A 19,361-nucleotide genomic window follows, 5' to 3' on the forward strand; every position below is an offset into this window, starting at 1 on the left:
ATGAGATAAGCAACTGATATTTATGTCTCTTTCTGCTACTTTTAGCGACTGACAATATTAGAGAGCGTGGCCGAAGCTTGAGCCAATCAACCTGGCCACTTGGCAGCCCTGTCGCAACGATAGGGCGGATGGAACCCAGTATTCGCAGCGAGTATTCCATGAACACCAATATCGAGCAGATCAAGTCCCTGTTGCTTTCCTTGCTACCCAAGGATGGATCAACCGTTGGCAACATGAGCCTCAAAGACCAGATTCGCAACGACCATCAACTTGCTATCAGCGACGAGGATTTTGATGCGGCTCGAAACCAGCTCCTCGATGAGGGGGGCATTGGGAAAGGGCGTGGACGCGGTGGTGCAACCTATCTAAGCCAGCCTGCGGCAGGCGAGCAAGCTATGCATGATGGTTTTGAGCTGCAAGCCCAGCAAGCGCCTTCACAGGAAGATCTCGTCTATTCCAGTCAGAAGCCAGCCTCTCCGAAAGCGCCTCGCCAGCTGGGAAAGAAAAAGGGAGAGCACAGTCAGGTGTTGTCGTACCGATACGACGAGAAACGGAAGAACAACCCGCATGTGGGCATGGTGGATACCCATTCTGACGGTGAGGAGCAAAAAACGACCTGGCAGTATGATCCGCACCTCGCGCCGGAGCTGCAATTCGATTCAACCAGGTCGCAAGTCGAAGACCTGATTGAGGATGCGCTTCACGCCCGAGAGGTCGAAGCAAAACAGGCGAAAGATGACCTGTTAATGTGGCTGGATCATGCCCTGGCCGCTGACAATGAGTCTGCTATCCGAGAAGTGGTAACCAATCTTCGCAAGAGAGTAGCTGATAAGGAATTTCTGGAGCGGGAGCGAGGCGATCTGTCTGAGCTTAAGCGTATGCAGGCTCCCTACCTTAATTGGACTGGAAAAGCTGAGCGCACCAGTTTTGACGTGGATACCGTTTCGCTTCATGTGCATGAGCGGATTGATCCGGCAACCATTTTGGCGGCAGTTCAGAAGCGAATTAAAGATGCAAAGGGAAAGTCCTCCCCAGCTCTTCAGCCTGACTTGTTTCATGCTCCGTTCGAGAACTTACCGCTGAGGGACGCAATAGATTTTTACAAACATGAGCGGGACTGGGCCAACCGCATGATTGCGGGGGATTCTCTCCTCGTTATGAACTCGCTTCTCCAAAAAGAAGGGATGTCGGGCCAAGTACAAATGATCTTTCTCGATCCACCATATGGAATCAAGTATGGATCTAACTTTCAACCATTTGTGAATAAAAAGGATGTTAAAGACCGGCGTGATGAGGATCTTACTCAGGAACCCGAAATGATAAAGGCCTTTAGAGATACTTGGGAATTGGGTATCCATTCGTACCTGGCTTATCTTAGAGACCGATTGTTACTTTGTCAGGAATTGCTCCATGAGTCTGGTAGTATTTTTGTGCAAATTTCAGATGAAAATGAGCATTACATTAGAATGCTTATGGAAGAAGTTTTTGGAAAGGAATGCTTTGTCGCAATAGTGCCTTTTAGAAAAAAGCTAATGCCTTTAGGGGCTAAGACGCTGGAGCAAATGTCTGATTTTCTCATCTGGTTCTGCAAGGACTTTAGTAAACTAAAGTATCGTCACCTTTATAGAGAAACTCAGCCAGATTCAAAAGGACGCTGGACAGGGTTGATTGATGAAAATAAGAACCTCAGACGTTTGTCCAAGGATGATAGGGCTGCTCTGAAGAAAGGTATTGCTCCGGACAATATCTTCGGAACTATATCCCAGTGGGCGCCATCCTTCTCACCGGAAGGTGTTTTTGATTATGAGTTTCAGGGTCATAATTTTCAGCCATCATCGGGTCAGTGTTGGGTTTCGTCTAAGCCTAAAATGAATAGGTTGAATTATGCGAATCGCCTCTTTGTAGAAAAAGACAGTCCAAGGTTCGTGAGTCCCCATAGTGATTTTCCGTATGCCAAGATAACAAGCCCTTGGCACGATACTGCGCCTGCATCAGACAAAAGCTACGTAGTTCAGACCAATGAAAATGTTATCGAGCGCTGCATGGCTATGACTACTGATCCCGGGGACTTAATTTTGGACCCCACATGTGGATCTGGAACAACTGCATTAGTGTCAGAAAAGTTGGGCCGCAGGTGGATTACGTGTGATACATCCCGAATAGCAATAGCTTTGGCTAAGCAGAGACTTGTGACAGCAAGCTTTGACTATTACGAGCTTAAGTATCCTCAGGAAGGGCTTAACGGTGGTTTCGTCTATAAGACAGCTCCTCACATAACTGCAAAATCGATTGCCAATAATCCGGAGATCGATGAAATATATAATAGTTTTCATCCGTCAATAAAATCTGCTTTAGAAAAGCTGAATAATGAATTGCGAAATTACGGATGCCAATTTCATGTGAAGGTTGGTGCGAGAAGCGGAAGTGAAATTAAATTTCGCAAAGGCAGCGGAGAAAAAATAACGCTACCTTCAGGGGAAGCTGTTTTCAACAATGAGTTGACCGAATGGGAAGTCCCACCATCATTCCCAGATGATTGGCCTTCAGTCATTGAACCCGCTTTCGAGCATTTTCAGGCCCTGCGGCGTGAAATGCACGAGCGCATGGATTCTTCAATTCAAAATCATGCAATTCAAGAGGTGCTTTACGATCAGCCTTTTGTTAGTAAAAACAAGCTGAGGATAACGGGGCCTTTTACTGTTGAGGCTGTACCTTTCGCTACAGTTCTGGGATTGGAGGAGTTTCAGAAGCCTGCCGAAGCCGACATAACTGTAGCTAGAGCCGGAGCGACATCTCGGCATAGCCAATGGCGAGAGGAACTTCTGAAGGTTGGTATTCGAGGAAAGGGGGGGCAACATCTTAAATTGCTGGACTTAGAGACACTGCCTGATTCGCGTTATTTACACGCGGTTGGAACATTGGCAGAAAGCGGGGATCGAGTCGCAATCAGCTTCGGACCTGAGCATACCGCGTTGGAACAACGACAGGTCGAGATTGCGAAGAGTGATGCTGGAGATCTTTTCCCACTCCCCAAAATGCTTGTGTTTTGTGCTTTCAATTTTGACCCCGAAGCGGCTAAGGATATCGATAACATAAAAGGTATTCAGGCGCTCAAAGTGCACATGAATACAGACTTGCTTACTGAAGACCTGAAAAAAGGACGGTCGAGCAACCAGTCTTTCTGGCTCATGGGGCAGCCAGATATCGAGGTGCATGAACTCAAGGGCGGCAAACTGCAGGTCGAGGTTCATGGCTTCGACTATTTCGACACCAAAACCGGTGAGCTGAAATCTGGCGGCAAGAAGAATATCGCCATGTGGCAGCTTGATACGGATTACGACAACCGTTCACTATATGCCCGTCAGGTTTTCTTCCCCATGGCTGGCAAGAAGGATGGTTGGTACAAGCTCAAGAAAGATATTCGTGCCGAACTCAATGAAGACCTGTTGGACAAGTTCCACGGGACGAAATCTATACCCTTTGAACCAGGTGACAATCGCTGTATTGCCGTCAAGATTGTCGACGATCGAGGTATCGAGTCACTGAAAGTCATCAGGCTGGATTGAGGAGGGGATCATGGCTGATAAACCGAATTCCCTGGTGATCAATTCACCTTATGACAAGCCCAACCAATACTGGTCTCAGGACGACAATGGCCGGGTTGCTGGGGTAGTTGATGGGCGAAGACCTGCCGCCTACGAGCTTTACGACCCTCGTAACAACACCAGACGGGTAGAGGAACTGGAAACGGTCAACCGGATCCGCCAGCGCGTTGATGAGTGGCGCGATGCCGGTTGGCCAGGCGTAACTAGCGTATCCCGAGAGTTGCTCAACCACTGGTATTCCAGAGGTGAGTGGGATCCCGACTCAAAACGCTGGAACGGTGGTCCGAGACCATACCCGTTTTACTATTGTCAGCTTGAAGCCATCGAGTCCTTGATCTGGTGGTTGGAGGCTCCGGAGGAATTCCGACAAGGTATCTTTTTCCAAGGTGATGGCGGTCCGTGGGAGCGTATCTGCAACAAGATGGCTACCGGGTCTGGTAAAACTTCCTTGATGGCGCTGATTATCACCTGGCAAACCCTCAACGCAATCACCTATCCGAAAGACAAGCGGTACTCCAAAGCCGTTTTCGTGGTGGCCCCTGGTCTGACGGTGAAAAGCCGACTTCAGGTTCTGCACCCAGGCAATGAAAACAACGTTTACGACGAGTTTGTCTTATGCCCTAACGAAGCAATGCGTCAAAAGCTGAACCAGGTAGCGTTGGTGATAGAGAACTGGCATAGCCTCATGCCGTTGAAGGAACAAACTCGCTCTGTAGTGAAAAAGGGCAAGGAAAGCGATGAAGCTTTCACCCGTCGGGTACTTGGCAAGCTGGCTTCCTTTAAAGACATCCTGGTCATCAACGATGAAGCCCATCACGCATACCGCCAGAAAGCTGAAGTGAAGGTCAGTAAGAAAGAAGCGGAGGAAATGGGGATCGATCTGGAGGAAGCGACTCGATGGATTGAGGGGCTGGATCGCATTCATAAAACCCGCCGCATTCGTCGCTGCTTCGATGTGACGGCGACGCCGTTTTCTCCGACCGGCAAAAAGAACACTGAGAAAGGGCTCTTTGAGTGGATCATCTCGGACTTTGGGTTGAACGATGCGATTGAGGCGGGGTTGGTCAAAACGCCTCGAATCGTGGTTCGGGATGATGCATTGCCTGATGCGAAGACCTATGCTAGCAAGCTTTACCACATTTATCGCGATGACGGTGTCAAGCAGGACTTGGCCAGGAGAGCTCAGCCCACCGATCCACTTCCGGATCTGGTCCAGAAAGCCTATGCGATCCTTGCCTATGACTGGCGGGAGACGGCAAAGAGCTGGGAAGAAAATGGCCATACCATCCCGCCCGTACTGCTTACTGTCTGTAACAGGACGGAAACTGCTTCCCGTATCGAACATTTTTTCAACAGCGGTGATTGCCTGATTTCTGGCACCCAGAACCCAAAGGCCACCTTACGCGTGGATTCAAAGGTTCTGGAAAAAGCAGAGCGTGGTGAGAGCATCACGAAGGATAAAGATTACGTTGCTCGGCTTGAGGAAATTATAGAGGCATCCGGTTTGCCCGCTGATAAGAAAGAGGCCCTGCTGAAGGAGAAACAAGAGGTTCAGCTACGAGCATTGGTCGATACAGTAGGTAAGCGTGGTAAGCCGGGACAGAATCTTCAGAACGTGGTTTCGGTAGCCATGCTTTCAGAAGGCTGGGATGCAGCTAACGTAACTCACATCATGGGCCTAAGAGCATTCAGCAGCCAGCTGCTTTGTGAGCAGGTGATTGGTCGTGGTCTACGCCGTGTCGCTCACGACATGGACGAGAGTGGTAAGTTTATTCCTGAGTATGTAAATGTGTTCGGCGTGCCGCTTTCGATATTTCAGGAGGTCGGTGAGGGTGGCGAAACACCTCCGCCACCGAAACCGAGTGTGCGTGTTGAAGTGGAGCCAGGCAGAAACCACTTCGAAATACGCTGGCCAAATATTGACCGCGTTCAGACCGTTCTGAAACCTGAACTGAAGATGGATTGGAGCGCAGTGGAGCCTTTAACCCTGGATCCTGCTCAGACACCGCTCAACGCCGAGATTGCCCCTGCGTTGACTGGTATTCCAAATCTTGCGCAGGTTTCTCAGATCGACCTTGAGAAGGCAGTAGAAGACTTCCGCTTGCAACACCTGATCTTTCGGGCCGCACGAAAGCTTTTCCTGACTAGTAGCGACGGTTTTGAAGGAGATAAGCAGTATCTGGCGGTGCAGCTGATTCGAATTGTTGAGCAATTCCTGGAGTCAGACAAACTCGATATCCCAAGCCTCTGGCACCAGGACCCGGTGCGTCGCAGATTGTTGTTTGCTCTGAACATGGACAACGTGGTTACCCATGTAAACCGCTTCGTGAGCAAGCAGAACGTCGAGCGCCTGGAGGCATTGTTTGACGAGCACCAACCGATTGGCGCGACCTCACAAATGCGTCCATGGCTGACTACCAAACCCTGCCGGCCGACCGAGCGTTCACAGATCAGCCATGTAGTGTATGACAGTACCTGGGAAAAACCGGTAGCGGACATCTGTGAGAAGGATGAGTCGATTCAAACTTGGGCTAAAAATGACCATCTTGGCTTTAAAGTTCGATATCTCTGGAATGGCTCGTCCCGTAACTTTGTGCCCGACTATCTGATTCGACTTAAGAACGGACAGACTCTGGTTCTTGAAGTAAAGGGCCAGGATTCAGAGCAGAACCGGGCCAAGCGTGCAGCGATGGATACATGGATCAAGGCGGTTAACGAGCAGGGAGGGTTCGGTTCCTGGTGCTTTGATACCGTGTTCGATCCTAGCCAGATTCGGGATGTTATTGGTGCGCATGCGAGAAAGGGGGCGAAAAGTATTATGGCATCTAAGTAGATGGAAACGGGCACTCAATTTTGCCTGTATGAAAATAACAAAGGATAAGGAATCTTGTGTTGTGGCTGTAGTCTATCCTGATTTTGAAAATATCCAAAGATTGAAAGTTAAGCCGACTGATGGGGAATTAGCGCTCGTTAGTTTTTTAAAAGATAACCTAGACGATACTTATGAAGTGTTTTTTAACCCCTACCTAGATGGGGATCGTCCAGATGTAATTATCCTTAAAAAGGGTGTTGCTGTCTTTGTTGTAGAGATTAAGGATTGGGATCTTGATTCTTACAGTATCGATAAAAGTAACTCTTGGAAAGTTTTTGATGGAAAAAAATACAATAGGATAGGATCTCCGCATGCGCAAGCATTTAGGTACAAGAAAAACTTATATGATTTGCACATTCCCGTGGTTGGGCTCGCTTCTTTGAGGAATAAGAATTTTTTCAATCTAGTTGATTGTTTTGTATATTTTCATAAATCTAAAAATATTGATGTTGACCTGATTTACGATAAGGCGGAATCGGAAATAAACGAAGAAAAAGATATAAAAAACAGAGAGTTTTTAGAAAAAATAATAAGCTTTGAAGTTTATAGCAAGTCAAGAGATTTTCTCGATAGAAAGTCAAAGCAAATAAAGAGGGATAGGTTTATTTCTATAGGGTGTGACCAGTTGGAATCCCTCATCAAAAAGATAAAAAGTAAATCAACACATGTTCTTTTTGATGACGATGTCTACTTTGACTTTAAGAGAAGGCTTGCTCCGCCCAAGCACACCCTGAGTCAGGGTTTGAAAATAGATTTTGATAAAAATCAATATCCAATTACTCTTAGTGGACCTAGGATGGAGAAGGTTAAGGGCGTCGCAGGTTGTGGGAAAACAACTGTTATGGCTCAACGAGCGATAAATGCAGCTGAGCGGCATATTTCACCAGTGCTTCTTCTAACCTTTAATATAACTCTCAAAAATTACATAAAGGATAAAATAAGCGATTTAAAGGGGTGTCGGGATTTTGAATTTCTTGAAATTACAAACTACCATCAGTTCTTTAATTCTCAGATAAACAACACTGGCCAAGATATGGCGATGTTAATTGATGAGCATGGTTTAGCTGGTTTGTATTCTCAGGATGTTTTTTCGGGACTTTTAACCATTAAATATAAAACTATTGTCCTGGATGAGGTTCAGGACTACATGCCCGAGTGGGTTAAAATTATCAGGGACAATTTTCTGGAAGAAGACGGCGAAATGGTTCTTTTTGGGGATGAGGCCCAAGACATATATCATCGCCACTCTGACCGGGCTCGGGTTATTGCTCAGGGTTTTGGGAAATGGATTAAGTTGAATAGATCATACAGAATTGATTCCAATTCACCCCTGAATAGTTTGTTTAGAGATTTTCAATCTAAATTTTTAATAGAAAAATACGCTGACTCTGAGTTATACGACTCTGAAATGTCTCAAGTTGGGTTAAGTTACGGCCTTTTGAAATACGTTCCCATATCTAAGGAAGGTTGGTACGATGACGTGTTTGAGTCGGTTCAAAACTATATGTCTGAATATGATCTACACCCAAATGATGTTGTAATTTTGAGCTCCCATGTCCACGTCATTCGAGATCTTAATGATTACTGGGAGCGGCGTGAAAGAACGCATTGTATGTTTGAGGACTATGAAGAGCTTGAGTCAGCTGTAGATGTTCCGAAACAAAGGTTGAAGTCTATGGCAGAGTCTGATTTGGAAAAAATTATAAACGATAACAAGTCTAAAATTGAGCGGATAAGGCGTGTTAAGAAAAACTTTTTTTATTCTAACAGTGGTCTTATAAAGTTTTCTACTATTCATAGCTTTAAAGGACTGGAGTCGAAAGCTGTTTTTTACGTTATGTTGAAAGATGATGATCCGGAGGTTGTTTATACTTCGATAACTCGTTCCGCAGAAGATCTAGTTGTTTATGATGTTGGAAGAATGAATGCTTGTTCTGATTTCTTAGAGAAGGCTATGCTGTAAGGAGAGGGGTCAACTATAGAGTGATTCAGTCTAAATGGCCTTAGTATTCTAGTGGAGGAGCACTTCGGCCATGTAAGCTTATCTTTCTGAATCTATATTGAACCATGGCTGCCAGGTGCCAATTAAAAGGTCCTCTTGGAAAAAACGTTCTGCAACGTCGTTCTCTCCGAAATCAGTGCGGTAAGAGAATCCAACGGAATTCTCAATAATCTCTAGTGGCTCGTCCGTTTCTGGAAATATATGTTCGATGCCCCAGCGGACTTGGCAGGATGTTGTCTTGGGAGGTGTTTTGTGGTTCTCAGGATAGTAATCGTGCAGCCGCCCGCTACAGCCTCGTTTTAGGTGGAGTAAGAATCTTTTTCAGATGTTGGTGGTTTTTCCCACGTACAGGCAAGGATAGGCTAGCTCAGCCGGCCACCAGTCTCCGTAACTGACATTGACCAAACGTCCTCCTGGTCCTTTGAGTATGATGGATCGGTTTGAGCTCAGTAGCGTGTCGCGCTCCCCAATCCACCAAAAGGCATAGAGGCCAGCCTTATGTGGTAGGTCTATCTTGCGGCCAGAGCAAATGTCTTTGATCGACGGGATTTCAGTAATTGCCTTCATCGGGGAATATATGTGGGTGGGGTGTCTAACATGGCTTTCTAATTCTATCGTGCAGGGTACTTTGGGGCCCTGACAGGCAGCATCTCGCATTGAGAAGATGACTGCCAGGATGGGGGTAGCGCTGTTTAGCCGTCCCATCCACCATCGCTGGTTGTTGGGGGCAGAGGTGCCGTGTCACCTGGGCCGCCATCACTTGATGTTGGTCCTGGGAGCTCGCCGGGTTCAAGAGCATACACCGAAGGTGAAATAAGAAGTAGAGCAGCCATTATCAGTTTGATCATCGGGAGATCCTTTTTACACATTGTTATCATGCTCAATGCTAGCATGTGTGGCCCTGTCCGAGAAGAAATGACTTTAAATCAAAAAGATCAGGCGCACCGGGGCTGGGTTCTTGAGCCAGTGCTCACTCCTTGCGATTCAGAAATTGTGCCCATCCTCACATGATTCAGTTCTGAAGAGGATGGGCTTGAGAGTTAGTGAACGGTTCTGCCCACACCGCCCAGGAACTGCTGACTGCAAGAGTAGTCAACGGTTGCGTAGAACCTATTCGGCTCTTCAGAATTCTGGAAGAGATCGAGCGTAATCCAATCTTCTCCCCGTCGCATCTGGACGTTGAGATTGATCTCTTCGCAATTGAACTCTTTGGTGAGCGTGGCGGCCAGGTTCTGGGTCTTTTTCATGAAATCCATGTTGAATCCCTCCGCTCAGAACCATACGTTCTTTTTGATAGTGCCCAGCTGGTTCGCCGCCCTGGCGGTCGCTGGAGTCAGCTTTGACAGAGAGCTGTCACCGGTAGTGCCATCGCTGTAGTTCTGGAGATTGTCGCCGATCACAAGGCTGGTGCCGTCCGTGCACGACACCCGCACTTCTGCTTTGCTCAGCTCGAAGTTTTCGAGAGTCTCCGCCAGAGCGTTGGCCTGTTTGAGCAGGTCGGTAATCTGTTCAATCAAGTGTTTCATCATTTTGGAGTATCCTCTGCTTGCTCATTGAATTGGTCACGACATTCGAGACCTATTTCGACGTTACCCCATTTCGTCGTTCTAGCAAGCAAATAGATTTTTGCCGGACCGTGTGCTTGAATATCTGCCAAAACAGAGAGATATCGCCCCTATTGAAAAACGGCGGTCGCCAAGTCATAAAATTTATGTGGCTGGGGGTGAAAGGTTTTGGCTAAAAATTGATCGTTTTTGGGTTGAGGGGTAGGTTGGTGGGCTTGCTGTGTTTTTATCTTTAACTATTTGATTTTAATGATGTGGTGGTACCCCCGGCAGGACTCGAACCTGCTACCTTCCCCTTAGGAGGGGGACGCTCTATCCAGATGAGCTACGGAGGCGCTTCTTTTAGAAGGTCGGTATGATAACGGCCTGAAGCTTGTGGCTCAAGGTGTTGCCGTGTTTTCTGTTAGTTTGGGAGTGGCGTTTGTCTGAACTCTTTTCGTTAAGCGTCATAGTACCTGTCTGGATGGAGTCAGCCAGCATTGTGGCAACGCTTGAAGCGCTGCAGCCGTTACGTGCTGCTGGCCATGAGCTTATTGTTGTGGATGCTGGCAGCACCGATGGCACGGCCAAACTGGCCCAGCCTCTTGCGGATAGGGTGGTTCAATCGGAGAAAGGTAGGGCCGTTCAGATGAATGCTGGCGCGTCTGTTGTGAAGCCAGATGCGAAAAATAACGTGTTGTTGTTTTTGCACGCGGATACCCGGCTTCCCTCAAGTGCATTGAGCGAGCTGAGTAAGTTTGTTCACAGCGACAAAGCATGGGGGCGCTTTGATGTGCGCCTGAGCGGCCGGGGTGTGATGTTCCGTGTGATTGCCTGGTTTATGAACCAGCGTTCGCGGTTAACGGGCATTTGCACGGGCGATCAAGCGCTGTTTGTGCGCATAGAAGTGTTTGAGGCTTTGGGCGGGTTTGAGCCTTTGCCTATTATGGAAGATATTGAATTTACTCGTAAGCTCGGGTTGGTGTCCCGCCCCTTTTGCAGTCGAGAACCGGTTACAACGGATAGCCGCCGTTGGGAGCAGGGCGGCGTTTGGCGCACCATCTTTTTAATGTGGCGTTTGCGCTGGCGCTATTGGCGCGGTGAATCACCAGAAAAACTCGCCCACGCTTACCGTTCGGATATTCGCAATGGCAAAGATTAAAGCTGCTAATGCAGTGGTGATGCAATTCGCCAAATGGCCGGAAGCTGGTCGAGTAAAAACCCGCCTTATCCCTGCGCTTGGTGTTTCAGGCGCTCTGAATGCGCACGTGGCGCTCACGCTTGCAGTGCTGGAAAACTTGAACGATTCTGGTCTTACTGTGCAATTCTGGTGGGACAGAGAGTTGGAGCCCGTTCCGGAAGTTGCACAAGAGGTTGTGCAGGCCATTGAACAGCGAGACATAGAGCAACGAACTCAGGAAGGTGTGAATTTGGGTGATCGCATGCTCAATGCCCTTGCAGCTGGGTTGGAGTCACACCGTTTGGCACTGATTGTAGGCAGTGATTGCCCCTCCGTTGATCCGGGCTATGTTCTGCAGGCCGTGGTTTGTCTGGAAGACTATGATGTGGTGTTGGGCCCGTCAGACGACGGCGGTTATGTGCTCATCGGCGCTCGCCGGGTGGTTCCGCACATGCTCGATGGTGTTGCATGGGGTACCGATAGCGCTCTGGAACAAACCTGCGAGCAAATCAAAAAAATGGGGCTCAGCGTTGGTTTGCTGGAGCCCCGTTGGGATGTGGATGAGCCGCAGGATTGGGCGCGTTTTCAGCTTACCTTGCAGTAACGGGGGGCTGCTGGAGGATTAGGGCGCGAGCTTCATCAGCACTCAACCCATCGCCTCCGGTTACTACGCGCAGTGCTCTATCTCTGTTTAATACAGCGCCTTCAAAGGTGGTTTTTAGTTCTTCCAAACTGACGGCTTTAACAGCTTTTGCGAGTTGCTCGCGGGAATCAAAGTTATCAGAGCCACGGTCGATCTCGCGCCAGTAGCGCCCTGATATCTCGCCCAACTGGCGGTCTTGCTCCAAAATTTTGCTGATTACGGCCTGTTTTTCACGATTTAACCGTTTTTCGCCTAGGGTACTGAGGGTTTTATCGAAACCCTCTGAGAACTCGCGAACTGCTTGGTCAATGTCGCTCTGGCTTGCGGTCGGTGATTGAACTACAAAGCCCAATGCCGGAGTCTCCAGTACTTCAAACGGTGTGGCGTAAACAATGTAGCCAAGCTGGCGGGTGGTTCTGATTTCCTCGTAAAACGGGCTACTTATTATTTGGGCCAGTAGGCGGAAGCGGGCGCGCTCTTCAAAGCCGGTGTCTTTACCCTGAGTGTAAAGCGTGTAACCGGTATCCGGGTGCTCTACATCCAAGGATACCAGCGTCTCGTTGGCTGGTAGCTTCCGCATGCGGCTGCGTTCAACCTCTACAAGCTCACTCTTACCCAATACGATTGCGTCAACTTGTTGGGCAAGATTGAGGGCGTAAGCTTCTGTAATATTGCCGTGGGCCAACAGCACCGGGTCTACTTCTGAAAGCAGCGCATCCGCAAAAGACATAAGCTCATCGAAGGTCACTTCTTTGGCTGCTTGAAGCTTTTCTTCGGTACTCCAGGTGTCTTCCAACAAGGCCGACTGAATGAATTCCGAGGTCTGAGCCACTGGGCGATCTTTTGCTTTGTTTTGCAGGCTGTCTATAAGATTCTGCCGAGCAATATCAAACCGCTGCCGGGTAACCTCCGGCGTTGCTACCTGCATAAGAATACGGTTCATCAGTGTGTGGAGTTTGTCGCTGTATCCGCCTACACGCACGGTAATGCCACGCAGGTGTGGATAAATGCTGTAATCCAACCCCGCAAGGCGGGCGGAATAAGCCCATGCATTCAGGTTGTTGTTGATGTTATCCACCAGTAGACGTGTGAGCACGTGGCTGCGGGCAGAAACGCGGACGGCTGGGGTGCGCAGGCTGAAAAATACGTTGGCCTTGGGCGTGTTAAAGCGGGTATCCCGGGCAAACCAAATCGCAATGCCGTCTTGGTTGCCCAAGCGCTCGGGTTTGCTCATGGTTTTGCCTGAAACCATGGCAAGGTTTTCAGGTACAAACGGGTTTGGCAAGGGAAGCCGAAGCGCTTCACTCAATGCGCTGGGTGCATTGTTTTGGAGTAGCTCGGCGTTCAAGGGTTCAAGTTGCCAGGGCGTTTCATACCATTGAGTATATTCTGGATTTGTCAGTTCAGGCTGAGGCGCCAGCAAGTAGGCCATTAAATTATCCGGCGTTAACCGGGAAAGAATGGCCTTGTACTGTTCTGGCGCATAGCGCTCCATCAACCAAGGCGCGCTGAGAATATCGTCAGCAGGATAATCCTGAAGCTGGCTCGATAGTCGCATGGCCTCGTGCATGGGTTCACTTTGCTCACGAAAACGAAAGTCAATTTGCGCCAACTGCTGCATTTCTTTAAAGCGCTGTTGGCTGATGCCCTGTTCACGGATAATGTCGATGTATTGGAACACCAGAGGCAGGATCTCCTCATGCCTGTCGAGGCCCTCTGGGGTGAGCGCAATGCTGATGTCCAATGTGGCGTTTTCGCCGGTATCCATTCCAAGGCCTGCAGAGAGGCTATCAGCCAAACCGTTTCTTTTGAGCACATCGAATAGGCTTCCCGGCCCTTCATGACCAAGCAGGTTGGCAAGGTAGCTGGCAGGTTTCGTGCGGTAGTTTTCCTTTTGGGATGGAATGGGAAATGACAGTGACAAACTGCGAACATCTTTGATGGCTTCAGCCGTTACCTTTGCGGGCAGTTTATGGTCTTCAAGTAGGCTCGCGCTGTGAACCCTGGGTTTTAGGTTACGGTTCTCTATGGCCTCAAAGCGCGCGCGTACCATCGATTCAAGTGTGTTCAGCGGCTGGGGGCCATAAACGGCTAGCGTCATCAGGTTGGCGGAATAATGGGTTTTCCAGAACTCGATCAGGTCGGGCCGAAGTGGGTTCGCTTCGGTATTTTCCAGTGTCGTGAGGTTGCCTACAGCAAACTGATGAAATGCGTGTTCAGGGTTGCTGGTGGCTTTTTTGACTGAATAAAAACGACGGCCATCCTCTTTTTGTTTAGCACTGAACTCTGAATGAACAGCATTACGTTCCCGGTCTACCAGTTCGGCGGTAAACAGTGGTGCGGCAAACTGCTGGGCAAAGCGGTCCAGCGCTGCTTCGAGATAGTTAGCCTGAATATCAAAGAAGTAGTTAGTGTTTCGAAACGCTGTGAAGGCATTGTGGCTGCCGCCGTGGCTTTTGATGAACTGTTGGTACTCGCCGGGTTCAGGATACTTTTCAGTGCCCAAAAACAACATGTGTTCCAGAAAGTGCGAGATGCCTTCTCGCTCTTTCGGGTCATCACCACTGCCAACGGCCACATTCATGGAAGCCGCAGCTTTGTCCGCGCTTTTATCTGATACCAGAATAGCTCGCAAGCCATTGTCCAGTTCTATGAACCTGTATTCGTTGTTGTCGTTCGGGCTCTTGTCTGGTGTTTGTGCCGCCATGGAAAGAGTGCTGGCGAGGAACAATACCAGCAGCGCGAGCGCTTTTGCGGCTAGCGAATGCGTAAAAAGGTTCTTGGGCGAACTTATGGACATAGGGCCTCTCGTATCCGTTTGGGAGCCTGAAAAGTTAATGTGCGATACAGATTAATGCTCAGTGCATCTTTGAGTCGCGCGTGCTTTTCGGCTGTTGATCAAGGGTTTTACGGGCGAGATCTGACGCTTTTTCAGCATCCAGTTCGCCAGAGGCAATGCGCTCAAGTACAGACGCCATAATAGCGACAGACTGGCGGTAATCCGCAAACTCAGCCTGAAAGGCACTGTCTATGGCTTGATAAACCGCTTGAATTTTTTGCTCCCTGCTTCCGGAATCTGATGCTGTGTCGTTGATAGCTTTCAGGCAGGCGCGGGCAATGGTGATATAGCGATCAGTGTTCGGGTTATCTTTTTGCATTCTAGTTTTTCCGGGTATTGTTTGGTCTTGATGAAGTGTTGACGCCTGAATGGGCTACAAGTTCCGGATTATCGCATTGCTCGCAGGTTGTTTCATTGCTTTGCCGTAATTCACCGTTGGGGTGAGGCACGGGCGAATTACTGTGCTAGTCTAAATTGCGTTGTGTCGGGTAAAAATACAGTCGTCCAAAATAGTTTTAGAGTAATAGCTCTAACAAAAACAAAGGGTTGCAGAGTAAAAGCTCTAAATAATTCCGATACATGAAAGTTGCAATTAAGTACAATGCCGTCCTTTATGGGTTGCCGTAAGACTTTGGTCTAAGATGGTCGGCATGGATAGACAACAATAGAGCAACAAGCAGGGTGGATTATCAATGAATTATTTCCTGACCGGTGGTACTGGTTTTATTGGTCGTTTTCTAGTGGAAAAACTGTTGGCGCGTGGCGGTACCGTGCATCTGCTCGTAAGAGAGCAGTCTCAAGGTAAGCTTGATGCGCTAAGAGAAAGTTGGGGTGTCGATGAGTCTCGTGTAAAGGCTGTTGTTGGTGATCTCACGAGTAAGAATCTGGGTATTGATGCCAAAACGCTAAAAGCCTTGGCAGGAAAGGTAGATCACTTTTTCCATCTCGCGGCTGTCTACGACATGGGCGCCGATGAAGAAGCACAGCAGGCCACGAACATCGAAGGCACCCGGTCAGCAGTAAATGCTGCTGCAGCCATGAAGGCAAAGCACTTTCACCATGTTTCTTCTATCGCTGCAGCTGGCCTGTTCAAGGGTATTTTCCGCGAAGATATGTTTGAAGAAGCGGAGAAACTGGATCACCCCTACCTGATGACCAAGCATGAATCCGAGAAGGTCGTGCGTGAAGAATGCAAGGTGCCCTTCCGCATTTATCGGCCGGGGATGGTGATTGGCCATTCAGAAACCGGAGAAATGGACAAGATTGATGGTCCTTACTATTTCTTCAAAATGATCCAGAAGATTCGTCGTACTCTGCCTCAGTGGGTGCCAACAATTGGTGTTGAAGGCGGTCGGCTGAACGTTGTTCCTGTCGACTTTGTGGTGAATGCAATGGATCACATTGCCCACCTTGAAGGCGAGGACGGAAATTGCTTCCACCTTGTGGATACCGACCCCTATAAAGTGGGTGAGATTCTCAATATTTTCTGCGAGGCGGGTCACGCTCCCAAGATGGGTATGCGTATTGATTCCCGCATGTTCGGGTTTATTCCGCCATTCATCCGCCAGAGCCTGAAGAACCTCCCTCCGGTTAAGCAGATCACAAGCGCAGTGCTGGATGATTTGGGAATTCCTCGCTCTGTGCTGTCTTTCATTAATTACCCCACACGCTTTGATGCCCGTGAAACCGAGAGAGCACTCAAGGGAACGGGGATTGAAGTGCCCCGTCTTGAGGACTATGCGCCGGTAATCTGGGATTTCTGGGAGCGCAACCTCGACCCCGACCTGTTCAAAGATCGCACGTTGAAGGGCACGGTTAGTGGCAAGGTGTGTGTAATAACCGGCGCGACCTCCGGTATTGGCTTGGCTACGGCTGAAAAGCTTGCAGACGCTGGCGCTATTTTGGTGATTGGCGCCCGCACAAAAGAAACGTTGGATGAGGTGAGTGCATCTTTGGAAGCAAGAGGCGGTAATGTGCACGCCTATCAGTGTGACTTTTCCGATATGGAAGATTGTGACCGGTTTGTGAAAACCGTTCTGGATAATCACGGTCATGTAGACGTGTTGGTGAATAATGCAGGCCGCTCCATCCGCCGTTCACTGTCGTTGTCTTTTGATCGCTTCCACGATTTTGAGCGCACCATGCAGCTCAACTACTTCGGTTCAGTGCGCCTGATTATGGGCTTTGCGCCTTCCATGTTGGAGCGCCGCCGTGGGCATGTGGTGAATATTTCGTCCATTGGTGTACTGACCAACGCACCCCGGTTCTCGGCCTATGTGGCGTCTAAATCGGCGTTGGATGCGTTTAGCCGGTGTGCTGCGTCTGAATGGTCGGATCGTAACGTAACCTTTACCACCATCAACATGCCGTTGGTGAAAACTCCGATGATTGCCCCTACCAAGATCTACGACTCCGTGCCGACGCTTTCGCCGGAAGAGGCCGCCGACTTGGTGACTAACTCAATCATTGATCGCCCCAAGCGAGTCGCTACACGCCTTGGTATTACTGCTCAGGTACTGCACGCACTGGCACCGAAGGTGGGTGAGATCGTTATGAACACGGGCTACCGCATGTTCCCGGACTCGGCTCAGGCTGCTGGTGGCAAGCCTACTGATAAGCCCAAGGTGTCTACAGAACAGGTGGCATTCGCCGCAGTGATGCGAGGCATCCACTGGTAAGCGAAGTACTTACTAAAGCAATGAAACAAAAAAACCCGCTCTGCGGGTTTTTTTGTGTGTGTTAGGCGAGATTATTGCTCGCTTTCGTCCATCATAAAAGGCGGCGGAAACCCGCCCAAGTCCAGCCAGCGATTAACGATGCCGCAAAACAAATCGGCTGTTTTTTCCGCATCATAAGCGGCTGAATGGGCTTCTTTGTTGCTGAACGGAATGCCAGCCAACTTGCAGGCTTGTGCGAGCACTGTATGGCCGTAGGCCAGGCCCGCTAGGGTAGCTGTATCGAAGGTAGAGAAGGGATGAAACGGGTTGCGGTTAATCTCTGCTCGCTGTGCAGCTGCAAATACAAAGTTGTGGTCGAAAGTTGCGTTGTGTCCCACCAGCACGGCACGTTTGCAATCGTGCGCTTTCACCGCTTTGCGGATTGGGCGAAAGATCTCGCTAAGGCCTTCTCGCTCGGGAACAGCCTCCCGATCCGGGTTCCACGGGTCTATGCCAGTGAAGTCCAGCGCGGATTGCTCAAGATTGGCGCCTTCGAACGGGTCAATCTGTTGCAAATGCGTTTCGGCACGGTGTAAGCGACCGTCCTCGTCCATGGTGAGCATCACCGCAGCTATTTCCAGCAGAGCATCACGTTCCGGATTAAACCCGCCTGTTTCTACATCAACAACAACGGGTAAAAAGCCGCGAAATCTGCGGGACATGGGGTGCGATTGTCGGTTTTCTTCAGTCACTAAAGCTCCGGTCTTGGCCGTTTTCAGTAAGTTGGGGTGAGTTACGCTTGGCGCCAGTTAATGGTTTCGCCAGCTTTCAGTGGAACAATGGTACCACCGGCCAGTGGTAATTCGTCTGGCATGGTCCATGGGGCTCTCACCAAAGTAATGGTGTCGGTATTTCGTGGAAGGCCATAGAAGTCCGCACCGTTAAAGCTGGCAAAGGCTTCCAGTTGGTTAAGAATGCCTAATTCTTCAAATATATCCGCGTACAAGCCAATCGCGCCGTATGCGGAATAGCATCCTGCACAGCCGCATGCCGCCTCTTTTTTGTCTTTCGAGTGAGGTGCGGAGTCCGTCCCTAGAAAGAACCTCTTATCGCCGCTTGCAATCGCATCCCTCAAGGCTTGTTGATGTCGATTACGTTTGAGGATTGGAAGGCAATACAGGTGCGGGCGTATGCCACCGACTAACATGTGGTTGCGGTTATACATCAGGTGTTGGGGCGTAAGCGTTGCAGCAAGGTTGTTGCCTTGATAGTGCCGCACAAACTCTGCGGAATCTGCCGTTGTTATATGCTCAAGAACAACCTTAAGGCTAGGGAAGGCTTCCAGCGTGGGGGAGAGCACTCGTTCGAGGAAGACTTTCTCCCGGTCAAAAATATCGATATCCGCATCGGTAACCTCGCCATGAACAAGCAGCAGCATGCCGCACTCGGCCATGGCTTCAAGTACAGGAAAGATATTGCGAATGTCTTGCACACCCGATGCAGAGTTAGTGGTAGCGCCTGCCGGGTAAAGCTTGGCCGCCACAACACCCTCGGCGCTTGCTTCAAGAATGTCCTGACGGGTTGTAGATTCTGTGAGATAGAGTGTCATCAAGGGCCGGAACCCCGTGCCTTTGGCCGCTGCCAGTATTCGATCCCGGTACGCCGAGGCTTCAGAGGCGTTAGTTACGGGTGGGACAAGATTAGGCATGATTATCGCGCGGCCAAAACAGGCCGCCGTTGCGGGCACGACGTCTTTTAACACATCGCCGTCGCGAACGTGGAGATGCCAGTCGTCGGGGCGCACAAGGGTAAGTTGTTCGGTCATGGGCTGGTTTCCGAAATACTTTCAAATAGCTGGGATAAGAGGCGTTGAAGGCGCCTTCACTTTGGAAGGTACTTTGGCCCTTAAAAATTTGGCAGATTATAGCAGAAGGCGCGGGTGATTGTTTTTCCTGTGTTTGATTAAAGAACACCGGGGCTGTGCCGTTAAACATGGAAACCACGAAACATCCGTGAAGC

The 19,361-nt window shown here is 49.4% G+C and carries 13 protein-coding genes and 1 tRNA gene; 6 read left to right on the top strand and 8 right to left on the bottom strand.

Features of this window, described 5'->3' with window-relative positions:
• Positions 1 to 158: 158 nt before the first annotated feature.
• The 3 genes from MWU62_RS13780 to MWU62_RS13790 all read left to right on the top strand — a co-directional run bounded on the left by MWU62_RS13780 (position 159) and on the right by MWU62_RS13790 (position 8,440).
• Entirely contained in the window at positions 159 to 3,566 is a 3,408-nt protein-coding gene (locus MWU62_RS13780) for a site-specific DNA-methyltransferase (RefSeq protein WP_247115450.1), read from the top strand.
• A 10-nt stretch (positions 3,567 to 3,576) separates the two neighbouring features.
• Positions 3,577 to 6,438, top strand: a complete 2,862-nt coding sequence (locus MWU62_RS13785) for a DEAD/DEAH box helicase family protein (protein WP_247115451.1) — start codon at positions 3,577 to 3,579, stop codon at positions 6,436 to 6,438.
• 61 nt (positions 6,439 to 6,499) lie between these two features.
• Complete coding sequence (locus tag MWU62_RS13790) at positions 6,500 to 8,440, top strand: NERD domain-containing protein/DEAD/DEAH box helicase (protein ID WP_247115452.1); 1,941 nt, start codon at positions 6,500 to 6,502, stop codon at positions 8,438 to 8,440.
• A gap of 731 nt (positions 8,441 to 9,171) precedes the next feature.
• Here MWU62_RS13790 and MWU62_RS13795 read toward each other — a convergent pair.
• From MWU62_RS13795 to MWU62_RS13810, 4 genes are all read right to left on the bottom strand, one after another.
• Complete coding sequence (locus MWU62_RS13795) at positions 9,172 to 9,327, bottom strand: hypothetical protein (RefSeq protein WP_247115453.1); 156 nt, start codon at positions 9,325 to 9,327, stop codon at positions 9,172 to 9,174.
• A gap of 192 nt (positions 9,328 to 9,519) precedes the next feature.
• On the bottom strand, positions 9,520 to 9,735 hold the full coding sequence (locus MWU62_RS13800) for a hypothetical protein (RefSeq protein ID WP_247115454.1): 216 nt from the start codon (positions 9,733 to 9,735) through the stop codon (positions 9,520 to 9,522).
• Positions 9,736 to 9,750: 15 nt separating this feature from the next.
• Positions 9,751 to 10,008, bottom strand: coding sequence for a hypothetical protein (locus MWU62_RS13805; protein ID WP_247115455.1), 258 nt, complete (start codon positions 10,006 to 10,008; stop codon positions 9,751 to 9,753).
• Positions 10,009 to 10,302: 294 nt separating this feature from the next.
• A tRNA-Arg gene (locus MWU62_RS13810) sits at positions 10,303 to 10,379 on the bottom strand.
• 86 nt (positions 10,380 to 10,465) lie between these two features.
• Here MWU62_RS13810 and MWU62_RS13815 point away from each other — a divergent pair.
• On the top strand, positions 10,466 to 11,185 hold the full coding sequence (locus MWU62_RS13815; RefSeq protein WP_247115456.1) for a TIGR04283 family arsenosugar biosynthesis glycosyltransferase: 720 nt from the start codon (positions 10,466 to 10,468) through the stop codon (positions 11,183 to 11,185).
• Entirely contained in the window at positions 11,172 to 11,807 is a 636-nt protein-coding gene (locus MWU62_RS13820; RefSeq protein WP_247115457.1) for a TIGR04282 family arsenosugar biosynthesis glycosyltransferase, read from the top strand. Before MWU62_RS13815 ends, MWU62_RS13820 begins: the two co-directional genes overlap by 14 nt.
• On the opposite strand, the gene MWU62_RS13825 is transcribed toward MWU62_RS13820, so the two are convergent.
• Both MWU62_RS13825 and MWU62_RS13830 read right to left on the bottom strand, forming a co-directional pair.
• Entirely contained in the window at positions 11,794 to 14,646 is a 2,853-nt protein-coding gene (locus MWU62_RS13825) for an insulinase family protein (protein WP_247115458.1), read from the bottom strand. The two genes, MWU62_RS13820 and MWU62_RS13825, sit on opposite strands and share 14 nt — an antisense overlap.
• 58 nt (positions 14,647 to 14,704) lie before the next feature.
• A complete protein-coding gene (locus MWU62_RS13830; protein ID WP_247115459.1) occupies positions 14,705 to 15,004 on the bottom strand; it encodes a hypothetical protein in 300 nt (99 codons plus the stop codon).
• A 373-nt stretch (positions 15,005 to 15,377) separates the two neighbouring features.
• Between MWU62_RS13830 and MWU62_RS13835 the strand changes: the two genes are divergently transcribed.
• Entirely contained in the window at positions 15,378 to 17,363 is a 1,986-nt protein-coding gene (locus MWU62_RS13835; protein ID WP_247115460.1) for an SDR family oxidoreductase, read from the top strand.
• Positions 17,364 to 17,434: 71 nt separating this feature from the next.
• On the opposite strand, the gene rnt is transcribed toward MWU62_RS13835, so the two are convergent.
• Together rnt and pyrC are read right to left on the bottom strand one after the other, a co-directional pair.
• On the bottom strand, positions 17,435 to 18,094 hold the full coding sequence (gene rnt / locus MWU62_RS13840) for a ribonuclease T (protein WP_200365532.1): 660 nt from the start codon (positions 18,092 to 18,094) through the stop codon (positions 17,435 to 17,437).
• A gap of 41 nt (positions 18,095 to 18,135) precedes the next feature.
• Positions 18,136 to 19,167 (bottom strand): dihydroorotase, encoded by a 1,032-nt coding sequence (pyrC, locus tag MWU62_RS13845; protein ID WP_247115461.1) that lies wholly within the window; start codon positions 19,165 to 19,167, stop codon positions 18,136 to 18,138.
• Positions 19,168 to 19,361: the final 194 nt, after the last annotated feature.

The sequence above is a fragment of the Marinobacter sp. S6332 genome, assembly GCF_023016045.1.
In the GTDB taxonomy this organism is placed as follows: domain Bacteria; phylum Pseudomonadota; class Gammaproteobacteria; order Pseudomonadales; family Oleiphilaceae; genus Marinobacter.

Coding starts and splice junctions, on each gene's coding strand:
- MWU62_RS13830 (WP_247115459.1), bottom strand. CDS start 15,004: ATGCAAAAAGATAACCCGAACACTGATCGCTATATCACCATTGCCCGC.
- MWU62_RS13795 (WP_247115453.1), bottom strand. CDS start 9,327: ATGATCAAACTGATAATGGCTGCTCTACTTCTTATTTCACCTTCGGTG.
- MWU62_RS13805 (WP_247115455.1), bottom strand. CDS start 10,008: ATGATGAAACACTTGATTGAACAGATTACCGACCTGCTCAAACAGGCC.
- MWU62_RS13800 (WP_247115454.1), bottom strand. CDS start 9,735: ATGGATTTCATGAAAAAGACCCAGAACCTGGCCGCCACGCTCACCAAA.
- MWU62_RS13780 (WP_247115450.1), top strand. CDS start 159: ATGAACACCAATATCGAGCAGATCAAGTCCCTGTTGCTTTCCTTGCTA.
- pyrC (WP_247115461.1), bottom strand. CDS start 19,167: ATGACCGAACAACTTACCCTTGTGCGCCCCGACGACTGGCATCTCCAC.
- MWU62_RS13825 (WP_247115458.1), bottom strand. CDS start 14,646: ATGTCCATAAGTTCGCCCAAGAACCTTTTTACGCATTCGCTAGCCGCA.
- MWU62_RS13835 (WP_247115460.1), top strand. CDS start 15,378: ATGAATTATTTCCTGACCGGTGGTACTGGTTTTATTGGTCGTTTTCTA.
- MWU62_RS13820 (WP_247115457.1), top strand. CDS start 11,172: ATGGCAAAGATTAAAGCTGCTAATGCAGTGGTGATGCAATTCGCCAAA.
- MWU62_RS13785 (WP_247115451.1), top strand. CDS start 3,577: ATGGCTGATAAACCGAATTCCCTGGTGATCAATTCACCTTATGACAAG.